Annotated in this window: 8 protein-coding genes; 7 read left to right on the top strand and 1 reads right to left on the bottom strand. The window is 60.6% G+C overall.

Annotated features, from left to right (window positions below):
• Positions 1–96 precede the first annotated feature (96 nt).
• From NKJ06_RS13805 to NKJ06_RS13780, 6 genes are all read left to right on the top strand, one after another.
• Positions 97–1,281, top strand: a complete 1,185-nt coding sequence (locus NKJ06_RS13805; RefSeq protein WP_352627975.1) for an FIST N-terminal domain-containing protein — start codon at positions 97–99, stop codon at positions 1,279–1,281.
• Between the two features lie 14 nt (positions 1,282–1,295).
• On the top strand, positions 1,296–2,636 hold the full coding sequence (locus tag NKJ06_RS13800) for a hybrid sensor histidine kinase/response regulator (protein ID WP_352627974.1): 1,341 nt from the start codon (positions 1,296–1,298) through the stop codon (positions 2,634–2,636).
• 214 nt (positions 2,637–2,850) lie between these two features.
• A complete protein-coding gene (locus NKJ06_RS13795; protein WP_352809983.1) occupies positions 2,851–9,099 on the top strand; it encodes an RHS repeat-associated core domain-containing protein in 6,249 nt (2,082 codons plus the stop codon).
• Positions 9,096–9,491, top strand: coding sequence for a DUF4279 domain-containing protein (locus tag NKJ06_RS13790; protein ID WP_352627972.1), 396 nt, complete (start codon positions 9,096–9,098; stop codon positions 9,489–9,491). Before NKJ06_RS13795 ends, NKJ06_RS13790 begins: the two co-directional genes overlap by 4 nt.
• Positions 9,492–9,714: 223 nt before the next feature.
• Complete coding sequence (locus tag NKJ06_RS13785) at positions 9,715–9,876, top strand: hypothetical protein (RefSeq protein WP_352627971.1); 162 nt, start codon at positions 9,715–9,717, stop codon at positions 9,874–9,876.
• Positions 9,877–9,894: 18 nt separating this feature from the next.
• Entirely contained in the window at positions 9,895–10,395 is a 501-nt protein-coding gene (locus tag NKJ06_RS13780; RefSeq protein ID WP_352627970.1) for a transposase, read from the top strand.
• Between the two features lie 416 nt (positions 10,396–10,811).
• Here NKJ06_RS13780 and NKJ06_RS13775 read toward each other — a convergent pair whose 3' ends face one another.
• Positions 10,812–11,495, bottom strand: coding sequence for a response regulator (locus NKJ06_RS13775; protein ID WP_352627969.1), 684 nt, complete (start codon positions 11,493–11,495; stop codon positions 10,812–10,814).
• A gap of 173 nt (positions 11,496–11,668) precedes the next feature.
• Here NKJ06_RS13775 and NKJ06_RS13770 point away from each other — a divergent pair, with 173 nt between their 5' ends.
• Positions 11,669–12,364, top strand: a complete 696-nt coding sequence (locus NKJ06_RS13770) for a fumarylacetoacetate hydrolase family protein (protein WP_352627968.1) — start codon at positions 11,669–11,671, stop codon at positions 12,362–12,364.
• The last annotated feature ends 2 nt before the right edge of the window (positions 12,365–12,366 follow it).

Below are 12,366 nucleotides of genomic sequence, written 5' to 3'. Positions count from 1 at the left end.
CCATTGCCAAAACAGGGATTGGGGGCAACAATGTTGGTCGACGCCCGCGCGCCAGAAGCATGTAAAAACAGCGCGCACAAAAATGCGTCGGAGGAAATGCGGAGAACATCGCTGGCCAGTTCACGGACGCGCTATGCATGCGGCCTGTCGGCGCTCACCACGGACGAGCCCGACATGGAGGCGTTTGCCAGGGCGATCGCGCTGGAGGCAGCCGCTATCGACGCCGGCTTTGTCCTGCTGTTCTTTTCCCAGAGCCTGGTCGAGGCCAGCGCCCTTTCCCGGGCGCTCATGACCCACGCGCCGGCGCTCCACCACGCCGGCTGCTCGACTGCCGGCGAGATCACGCCGCAAGGTCTCGAGGACGGTCATGTGCTCGCCATGCTGCTTCCGTCCGCCGTGTTCACCGCCGTCAGTGTGATGGTCGACAATCTGTCGTCGTCTGGCATGGACAGGATCACCAGTGAGGTCGAGGGCTTGCGGCGGTCGCTGCGCGCGCGCCTGGGTTGCGACCGGACAAAAGGCACATTCGCGCTCTGCTTCATCGACGGGCTCTCCTATGCCGAGGAAGCTGTGAGTTCGGCCATCCATTGGGGCCTCGACGACATACCGCTGCTTGGCGGCTCGGCCGGCGACGATCTGAAGTTCGAGACGACGCGCCTGATCTCCAACGGCCGGGTCACCTCCGACAGCGCCATCATCGTGCTGATATCAACCGAAATTCCCTTCCATGTCTTCAAGACCGACAACTTCGTTCCCACCGACGAAAAGCTGGTGGTGACGGCGTCCGATCCCGATCACCGCATCGTGCGCGAGTTCAACGCCACCAATGCGGCAGAGGAATATGCCGCCTCCGTCGGCATCGTCCCGCAGATGCTGACGCCGCTGAGCTTTGCCTCGCATCCGGTGGTGGTGAAGGTCGGCGGTGAATATTACTGCCGGTCGATCCAGAAGATGCATGCCGACGGCTCGCTGTCGTTCTTCTGCGCCATAGACGACGGCGTCGTGCTGTCGATCGCCCAGCCCAAGGACATGATCGAAGCGACGCGCGCCGCACTGCGCGATGTCGAGGAGAGGCTTGGCAGCATCGACATGATCCTCGGCTTCGACTGCGTGCTGCGCCGCCTGGACGCGCGCAACCGGCAAGTGTTCCGCGATATCTCGGAGCTCTACCGGGTCAACAATGTCATCGGCTTCGGCACCTATGGCGAACAGTACCGGTCGATGCATTTGAACCAGACTTTTACCGGCATCGCCTTTGGCGACCGCCAGGCGGCAGAATAAGGCGGCGAAACAAGATGCCGCTGAGAGACATAAACGATCTCGAAAAGCTGAAGAAGATCAACGCGGCACTGGTCAGCCGCGTCGAACGGTCGATGGACCAACAAGGCAACGCCTTCTCGCTGTTCCAGACCGCGATTTCCCTGGAAAACCGGGTGCGCACGCGCACGGAGGAGCTGCATTCGACGCTGCGGCGGCTGGAGCAGTCGAACATCGACCTCAGCGCCGCCAAGGAAAACGCCGAACTGGCGAACCTGTCGAAGACCCGCTTCCTCGCCGCCGCCAGCCACGACGTGCTGCAGCCGCTGAACGCGGCCCACCTCTCCGTTTCGGCGCTCGCCGAAGTGCAGACCAGCGACGAGGGCAAGAAGCTGGTACGGCAGGTCGAGCGCTCGCTGGAGACGATGGAGGATCTGCTGCGCACGCTGCTCGACATCTCCAAGCTCGATGCCGGCGTGGTGCAGCCCGACACAAGCGACGTCAGCCTCGAGGCGCTGTTCTCGTCGCTGCGCTCGGATTTCCAGCCGGTGGCGGAACTGAAGGGCCTGTCGCTGAAATTCCGGCCGGTCAATGCCGTGGTCCGCTCAGACCGCACGCTGCTGCGCCGCATCTTGCAGAACATTCTCTCCAACGCGCTGGGCTACACCCGCTCGGGCGGCGTACTTGTCGGCACCAGGCATCGCGGCGACACCATCCGCATCGACGTCGCCGACACCGGTTGCGGCATTCCCGACGACCAGCGCGAGGCGGTGTTCGAGGAATTCCACCGCGGCACCTCCTCGGCCAATGCCGAACTGGACGGCGGCGGTCTCGGGCTCGGGCTCGCCATCGTGCGCCGCATGGCCAGCGCGCTCGGCCATCCCGTGACATTTTCGTCGAAGGTCGGCCGCGGCACGATCTTCCACATCGATGTTCCCGTCGGTATCGGCGCCCCGGCCGACGCCATCGCCAGCATCGCCGATATGGAACGGCCGCGCGGCTACGGCCTGTTCGGCACCAAGGTGCTGCTGGTCGAGAACGATGTCGAGGTGCTGCAGGCCATGACCTTCCTGCTCCAACGCTGGCAATGCCTGGTGCGGGCAGCGACCTCGACCGACGATGCGCTCGACATGCTTGGTGACACCGACTGGGTCCCCGACATCGTCATTGCCGACCAGCACCTCGACGGCGGCGATCTCGGCACCGCCACCATCGCCGAGGTCCGCGACTATCTCGGCCGCGCCGTGCCGGCGCTGATCGTCACCGCCGACAGTTCCGAGGCGGTCGCCAAGGCCGCCCGCGCCGGCGGCATCGAACTGATGCGCAAGCCGCTGAAGCCTGCGCAACTCAGAGCGTTGCTGGCGCATTTGTTGGCCTAATGCATGTCGGCCAAAAGCGCGCAGCGGTTTTGGGACAACGACATGCATAAAAACTAAAGACCCCTTCTCACGCATTATTCCGATCGTTTTGAAAGGAGCGCGCCCTCCCGCAAATAAGTCTGTGGATAATCCTGATGTGACGAGGTGGTGTCGTATCGGCCAAGTGAAGGAGGAGTATCTGTAAGCAACTGGGTCGGGGGATTTCATGAACCGGTTGCTTCTTGGCGCGGCTTTTCTTGTCGCTGGCGTGTTCGGCGCGGATACGTCTTTCATCTATTATATTAGCGGAAGCGCGGGAATGGATGTTCTTGCGCAAGAAGCGCAAAGCACTTCGCCTCAACCTGGCGCGCCTGCCGGCTACGGCAATGGTGGAGCGGCGCTGGGAAGTGGGAAGCCGGCAGGTGGCACATCTGTGTCAGGCACTGCGGCGCCTGCAGCGGGTTCGGATGCAGCGCCAGGTGGGGCGACCGGCAGCCCGGACGCTGCGGCCAAGGTTGGTGCCAAACCGGCCGATGCCAAGGCAGCCGATAGCAAGGCAACCGATAGCAAGGACAGCAAGGCCAAATCCGGCCCGGTGGCAAAGACGAGCGATACCGAAGCTGCGGCTGAGGAGGCAGCGACTGCGGCCGCTGCGACAACTACGACAGACAGCGGCGACCCCGAAGCGGTCGGCACGCCGAAGGTGGATCTGCCGAAGACGTCCGGCAACGGCAATCTTGGCTATGCCATCGGTATCGATGTTCCTGCGTTCCATGGCATCGAGCCGCAGATCGCACTTACCTACAATTCCTCGCGCAAGACCAAGCTTGGCGGCCTCTATCAGGGCTGGCTGGGCTACGCCTGGGGGCTCGATGGCTTCGATGTCATCGAGCGGGCCACGCCAGGCTATGGCATGCCGGCCTACGATGCCAATGACATCTACCTGCTCGACGGTCAGGCGATGGTCGCCTGCGTCGCCGGCATGGTCTCACCCTCCTGCTCGACCGGCGGCACCCATGCGACGGAGAATGAATCCTATCGCCGCATTGCGCTCAACAGCACCACCAATGAGTGGAAGGTGACCGATCGCGACGGCACCGTCTCGACCTTCCGCTCGGTGGCGGCGGTTTCGGGCCTGACGCCAACCGCCGGCACGCCGGCCTATGACCTTGCCGTGAGCTATCGCTGGTTGCTGACCTCGGTCGCCGACACCAACGGCAACACGGTCACCTACGGCTATACCTGCCCGGCCAGCCCGGTCTGTTACCCCGCCAGCGTCAGCTACAACGGCACTGTGGTAAAATTCTATCTGGAGACCCGGCCGGATCTGATCCTGATGGGCAATGGCCGCGATATCTCTGTGACCAGCCAGCGTATCAAGACGATCGGTGTGACGGTCAGCGGGGCGCTGCGCAGCGCTTACAAGCTCACCTATGACCAGGCGCCGTTTTCCAACACCTCGCGGCTGACCGCCGTGACACGCTACGGCACCGATGCGACCGTTGCCGCTGACGGTACTATCACGGGCGGGACGGCGAAGTCGCTTGGGCAGATGACGTATCAGAATACCGACGGGGTGTATGGGACGGTTAACACGCCGATCTACGAGCAAATTGCGTCCAGTTCCGCTCCCGACGGTGCCCAGAAATACGTCAACCCGCGAGAAGTTGGCGATCTCGACTTTGACGGCCGCGATGAACTGTTTGGAGAATATTCTGAAGCGACTTGGACGACGACCGGCGGAGACCACACGACACATACAACGACAACAAGGAACAGGTATGAACGAGTTATCAAGTTTGGTCAGAGCGGCACACCAATCGACAAAAAAACAGTTAGTGTTGGCACGTCGATTGATTACAAACCTTACGATGCAAATAATATGCCGATTGCAGATAACATATTTCATGAACCTGGTCGTTTCAACATCCTAAAGAATACATCTGATTTTGCCGGGTATTTCATACACTCATCAGCATACACAAGCGGGGCCACCGGGAGAGTAACCTACACACGCTCTGTTTCTAGCTATCTCATTTTTACTGATCCGCAGCTTGCTCTAACCAAAGTTGGTTGTGGGGCGACCCCACCGGCTGGTTATGAAGCGATATGCTCTGGTCTTCCTGTCTTGCATCAGAGCAGCGTAGCTCCGGGCGATACCGTCTCGCCTTCGGTCGCTAATTTTCAGAACTCTGTCGTTGCGACTCCGTATCTCGTTGCGGATCACAACGGCGATGGAGTTGACACGCTGAATTTGAGAGGCGGCTCTACCTCCGATACGATCATGGGCGTTGGGGACTTTCTCGGCAATGGCAAGCAACAACCATTGTTTTCAACTGGCACTTCCGTGAAGAAGGGCGTGTTTTCCAACGGCAACTGGCAGACGGGCGGCACGTCGTTCTCAATAAACTGCTCTACGACGCAGTACTCCAATCCGGGCACGTGCATTCTTGCCGACCTCAATGGCGATGGGGCAACCGACGTCTTGCGCTATAACGGCAATGACGACAGCGTCGGGCTATGGTTGTCAACCGGGGTCGGCTTCAAAAGCTATTCGGTCTCCTCGATAGAGGGCTTAACAGCAGTCCTTCGCGACTTCGACAATGATGGACGGATGGATGTCATCACCATTGGTGGCAGCAACACGAGCAGTCAGCCCTACAGAACCAACACGATCCGGGTATTTTCGCTGCGGCCATCGTCGACGGCGATGACACCGGTGCAGTTTACACTGCCGGCGGGTATGATTGCCGGCACTGTGATCGGCGACTTCAACGGCGATGGCCTGCCTGACTTCACCAACTACACCAGCATGTTCATCTCGAACGCCGGGACGGGCAATCCGAACCTGTTGAAGCAGATCACCACGGAACTGGGCGGCGCGGTTGCCTTGGAGTATGCGCCGTCCTCAACCTGGACGAACAACTACCTGCCGCAGGTGGTGCATGCGGTGTCGAAGCTCTCGGTCGGCGACGGCCGCGGACAGACGGCGGTGAGCACCTACACCTATGCCGGCGGCAAGTACGATCCGGCGGCGCGCAAGTTCCTGGGCTTCGCCTCGATCGTCGAGACAAAACCGCTGGCCAATGGCGAGACCGCCCCGTCGAAGATCGAGACGACCTATCGGCAGGATCTGGCAAGCTACGGCCTGCCGTCGCTGACGGTGTGGAAGGATGGCGCAGGCGTCGTCCACAAGCAGGTGGCGGAGACCTATGCGGTCAATACGGCGACCAAACCCTACACCGTGCAGAACACGGCGACCGACACGACCCTTACCGAGAACATCGCCCGCAGCCTGAGGGTCGAGCGTGGCTTCGATGCCTACAACAACGTCACCAGCATCAAGGACTATGGCCGCACCGATGTCAGCGGCGACGAGACCTGGACGGAACGCTTCTTCTCGCCCAACACGGCCGCCCACATCGTCTCGGCCCTGATCGCCGAGCGCACGCATGCCGGACTCAACGCCACAGACCCCTATGTCAGCTACAAGCACAATTACTATGACGGCAACACAGACGTCTGGGCGGTGCCGGTCAAGGGTAACCTGACCTGGGTCCGCGACACCACCGACATCAATGCGTCGCCGAAAAAGGTGGTGAGTCAGTATTTTGCCTATGACGCCTATGGCAACAGGATCTCGGCCAGCAACGGTCTCGGCCACAAGACCGAATGGGATTATGACGCGACCTATCACCTCTATCCCGTAACCGAGCGGGCACCGCGCTATTTCGCCACCGGCGGCCAGACCGCCGACACCCGGTTTGTCTCGACCGCCACCTACAATCCCGTGTGCGGCCTGCCGGCGACGAAGACCGATCCCAACGGCATCATCAAGACCTTCACCTATGATGCGTTCTGCCGACCCTACCAGGTCTCGCAGAATGTGCTCGGTGCCTATGTCAGGAACCAGTTTGTCAGCGAGGGCAATCCTGGGGCGCAGGCGCTGATCAAATACACGCCGCTGCCCAATGGCGCGGGCGAGGATTTTACCATCTCCTGGTATGACGGCCTTGGCCGGGTCTTCCGGGTAATGACGCCCGGCGAGACGGCGGCTGGCGCAAGACGCATTACCGACACCGACTACGATCCGCGCGGCAATGTGCTGCGCGCCGCCTTCCCGCGCTTTGTCGACGATGCCACGCAATGGACCACCAACTTCTATGACTGGGCCGACCGGCTGGTGAAGACGGTCAATCCGGATGTCAGCCAGCGCACTTACTTGAACGAGCTAGCCACGGGAGCTGGCATCAACCCGCGCCTGAATGCGGTGACGATGACGGACGAGCTTGGCCATCCGACTAGGACAGGATTGACGACACATGGCAATATCGCCGCCATTGTCCGCGACTTCGGTGGCCTCAATCTGCTGGAGACACGCACCTACGACCTGCTCGGCCGCTTGATCGGCGTCAGCGATCCCGGCGGTTCGACCTGGACCTACACTTACGACATGGTCGGCAACCGGCTGTCGGCCTCCGATCCCGATCTGGGCACCTGGACCTATGTCTATGACGCCGCCAACCGGCTGATCAGCCAGACCGATGCCAGGGGCACGGTCACCACGCTCGCCTATGACCAGATGGACCGGCTGACGCTGAAGACGGCAACGGCACCGGGCGGCAGCCCGGTGACGCTGACCCAGAACACCTACGATCAGGCGGAGGCCCCCTATGCAAACATCGGCCAGCTTACCACCTCGCAGAACCCGATCGCGACGCAAAGCTACAAATATGACAGCTTGGGCAAGCTCGGCCTTCAGGTCACGACCTTTGCCAGCCCGAACGTGATGCACGTCACCTACGACGTCCACGATCGCTCCGGCCAGACCGTGAAGAAAGTGTATTACCCGGGACCGCTGGAATTCGGCACCACAGCTGCCCCCTTGCAATACACCGCCGGCAACAGGCTCTATTCGGCGCCCGGCTTCATCACCTCGACGCTCTACGAGGCTGACGGCCAAACCAAGGAGATCACCTACGCCAATGGCGTGAAGACGTCCTTCACCTACTCGCCGACGCGCCGCTGGCTGACGCGGATAACCACCACGCTCGGCGCCGGGACAGTAATGGATCGCCAATTTACCCGTGACAGCCTCGGCCGAATTACTGACATCGCTGGAATCTCGGGCACAGGCCCGAACAGCTGGCACTACGTCTATGACAATGCCGACCGGCTGACCACGGCCGACAATCTCGGCGACAACACGCTCGACGAAACCTTCGTCTACGCCGCCAACGACAACATGCTGTCCCGCACGCGTGTCGCCGGCACCTATGTCTATCCCTCGGCGAGCGCACCACGCCCGCATGCGCCGATCTCGGTCGGCGCCAATGCGATGGCCTATGACGCCAATGGCAATTTGACATCGGACGGCACTCGCACGCTGATCTGGGACGAAGCCAACCGGCTGAAGACGGTCACGCGCGCCTCCAACACCGTCAATCTCGCCTATGGACCCGACGGAGCGCGCGCGAAAAAGTCATCGAGCTTCGCCACGACGCTCTATCCCGACGCCAATGTCGAGATCGACCCGGCGACACCGGGCGCGGAGATCTACACCCGCTATCCGCATCCCGACATCAAGGTCGGCGGCACGACCAAATACTTCCTGCACCGCGAACATCTCGCCTCGGTGCGCATGGTCACCGACATGTCGGGCAACACGGTCGAAGGCAACAGCTACGCCACCTATGGCGAGAGCCTCAACACCGGCTTCCAGACGCAAAAAGGCTACATCGGCGAACGCTTCGATCCCGAGACCGGACTGCTGTATCTCAATGCGAGATATATGGACCCGGTGCTGGGGCGGTTTATTTCGCCGGATGACTGGGATCCGACATTGCCGGGGGTCGGAACCAACCGGTATGCGTATGCGCAGAACGACCCGGTCAATAACGCGGACAACAACGGCCATTCCCTACGGTCATCCGATGACAGCGCCGCTGGGCGGGCGAACAGCGCCAAGGCAGCAAACGGCAGTATGTCAAACGCCGCACAGCAGGCCGCCAAGGGATTAGGTAGCGTCGGTGATAAAACATGCGGAGGCTGCGTTAAAACGGCCCAAAATACAGCCCTCCGCGCGCCAAATCCCCTCGGATTATTCGCGCTGGGGGCACCGCAGGCGATACCAGGCACTCCTGCGCGGAAAGCGTACGAGAAAGACGTTCAGGGTGTAATGAATATGATTTCGGGATGGCTTGGGCTTAACAGTGATGAAGCCGACAACGATAGTAGCAAACCATCTGCCGACCAGAACGAAGACACGCCACCAGCAAGTATTAATCTGGGGGACTTGAAGGAATTAAGCAAAAAAGAGCTAAAAGAGCAGGCCGCAAAAGACGGATATGACGACGTTGAGTCTTGGAAACAGCAAGAATTGCAGTTAAATTCTAAAGATCAGATTTATGGAAATAAAGAAAATATGTACAGCCTACCTCGAAAAGGCAGTGGGGAGCCTCAATATATTGGGAAAAAGCAATGACAAGAATTACATCGTTCCTATCTGTTACATCAAAAACGTTGTCTCCGACCCAGATGTCAGATTTCTTGGAGATGAAGCCTGACAGGGAAGTGGTGAAGGGCAGCCAAAGGACACCACCTCGGCAATTGCCTAAAAATCACGGATGGAACATAAGCTGCAGGTTCGAAGAGTACGTGGATTTTGACGTTGCTATTCGCGAACTAGCTGTGCGACTTGGTGACAAAATAGAGAACCTAGCTCGGTTACGCCATCAAGATTCTACAAACCAAATCTCTGTCAAGGTCGCGATTGCTCCCGACGATGATCATGTTCCTATGTTTTTTTCTGAAGAGACGCTATCCTTCCTAGCAAAGATCGGAGCCTCCCTTGATATTGAGTATTTTCCAGAATAAGAATTATACGATTTAGTTACTGTGACCGTGAACTTTTCCGTGAACTTTTTCATGAATTACGGAATTACGGTGACAGTGCACTTTTTTCATATTCACCGGGAATTACGCGGGAATTACGGTGACAGTGCACTTTTATCCTGTCCGCCGACATCGTCACGTGTGGAATTACGGTGACAGTGCACTTTTTATGTTCACACGGCCTGACTTTGCGTAGACTGACCGCATGGCTCGCCTCGCCCGTATTGTCGTTCCCGGTCTGCCCCATCACGTAACCCAGAGGGGCAACGGGCGCGCCAAGGTGTTTTTCACGCCCGAAGACTATGCGCTCTATAGGGACCTCCTGGTCGAGCATTGCCGCGTCGCCGATGTCGGCATCTGGGCGTGATGCCTGATGCCGAACCATGTGCACCTGATCCTGACGCCAGCCGACCCGGATGGCCTGCGGCGCGCGCTCGCCAAGGTGCACCGTGCCTATGCCGGCACCATCCACGCGCGGCAAAAGAAAACCGGGCATTTCTGGCAGGGTCGCTTCGGCGCCGTCGCCATGGACGAAGATCACCTGTTGTCGGCAGTGCGCTATGTCGGGCTGAACCCGGTACGCGCGGGGCTGGTGAGCCAGGCGGTGGATTGGCCCTGGTCAAGCGCTCGGGCGCATCTGACTGATGAAGCCGATGGCGTCACGGATCTGGGGTCGATGAAAGACCGGCTGCCCTCGTCGGCCGGTCTGCTCGATTCGATCGAGACGGATGTCGCGGCCGTCGACGCCCTGCGCAAGGCCGAGAGCATCGGCCGGCCGGTGGGCGGCGAGGCATTTCTGAGCCGGATAGCCGGGCAACTTGGAAAAGCCGTGAAGCCGGGAAAGCGAGGCAGGCCGCGAAAAGAAAATAGTGCACTGTCACCGTAATTGATAACCCGAACACTGATCGAGGCGAGCATCGCTCACGCAAGACGACATGGCGCGAAGGCGATCGAGGCGATGCCACTCGATGGCAGCAAGTCGCCGAGCGCTACGGGCAGCGGGTACGTGTCGACCTTCGAGAGCGCAGGTTTCCAAGCCATCGCGCACCGCGATGCAGCCCACCCGCTGATGAGACTTTCGTTGTCATGAGCCATGACGGTGAACGCCGAATTACGAATTACGGTGACAGTGCACCTTTTGCTATGTTCGTCCGGCCATCATCGAGCGCGGCACCTGATGGGTTACCCTACCCTCGATGGGGAGGGTCGGCACGGAGCGCCGGGGTGGGGTGCGGCGCCAAGCTCCCCCACCCCGCTCCGCTTCGCGGATCGACCCTCCCCACAAAGGGGGAGGGTAAAAGCTCAAAACCCAGCCTGATCCCGAAACAGCTCCGCATTGTCCAGCTTCGACACCTCGATCACCGCTTGCGTGCGGCTGTACACATTGAGCTTGCGCAGGATTTCGGAGACATGCGCCTTCACGGTCGTCTCTCCCACCTGCAGCTCGTAGGCGATCTGTTTGTTGAGCAGGCCCTGGCGCAGCATCTGCAGCACGCGCAGCTGTTGCGGCGTCAGCGTCGACAGGCGCTGCACCATGTCGGCGCGGTCGACGCTTTCGGCGTCCGGCGTGCGGCCTTCATAGGTTTCCGGCACATAGATCGCGCCTTCCATCACCGAGCGTATGGCGGCCGCCAGGTCGCTCTTGCGCGCCGATTTCGGAATGAAGCCGGCAGCACCATAGGACAGTGCCTCGGAAATGATCTTCGGCTCCTCGTAGCCTGAAACGATCACCACCGGCAGGCGCGGATAGCGGGTCCGAAGCTGCAGCAGGCCGTCGAACCCGTGCACGTCGGGCATGTTGAGGTCGAGCAGCGCAAGGTCGAACGGCTTGGCGTCGGCCAGCAGATCGAGCGCCTCGGTGATCGAGCGCGCCTCCACCGTATCGACTTCCGGATAGGCCATCTGCACCGCGCTGTGCAGCGCCTCGCGAAACAGCGGGTGGTCGTCGATGATCAGGAACCGGGCGCGATCGTGGGTTGCGGTCATAGGGTTCATTTCAGTTCGTGGGCGATTAGAATAACCCCATCACCATGGCCAGATTATTGCCAAATAGTATATCGCGATCTCCGGCGGAAAGTGCCGCCGGCACTTTCTCGACCAATCGCCTTGCCCGAACGCCCAAATCGGTCGAATGTTCCGGCAACCAGGCAGAGACCCATATGACAGACTTCGTCCTCCCCTCGCCCGCAACCGCATCGGTGGCCGTTGCGGGCTCGTCCGAGCGTTTTGCGGTGCGCCGCATCTTCTGCGTCGGCCGCAACTACGCCGCGCATGCCCGCGAACTCGGCAATGACGAACGCGATCCGCCCTTCTTCTTCACCAAGCCGGCCGATGCGGTGGTCGATTCCGGCGCGACGATTCCCTACCCACCGCTGACGGCCAATCTGCACCACGAAATCGAACTGGTTGCAGCGATCGGCAGGCCGGGCTTCCGCATTGCCCGGGAACAGGCGCTGGATCATATCTGGGGCTATGGCGTCGGCATCGATCTCACCCGCCGCGATCTGCAGGACGAAGCCAAGAAGGCCGCCCGTCCCTGGGACTGGTCGAAGGCCTTCGACCGCTCCGCGCCTTGCGGCCCGCTGGTCCCTGCGGCGAAATCCGGACATCCGCAAAAGGGCCGCATCTGGCTCGCCGTCAACGGCCAGGTCAGGCAGGACGCCGACCTCGCCGAACTGATCTGGCCGATCGCAGATATCGTGTCGATCTGCGGTGAGGCGGTGGAACTGGCGCCCGGCGACCTGATCTTCACCGGCACGCCGGCCGGTGTCGGCGCGGTTGGTGCCGGCGACACGATGACGGGCGGTGTCGACGGCATCGGCACGATCGAAATAACCATCGGCCAGCCGAAGTGAGC

The organism is Mesorhizobium sp. M0293 (assembly GCF_040321735.1).
GTDB lineage: Bacteria > Pseudomonadota > Alphaproteobacteria > Rhizobiales > Rhizobiaceae > Mesorhizobium.
This window is presented reverse-complemented; position numbering and strand designations above follow the sequence as displayed.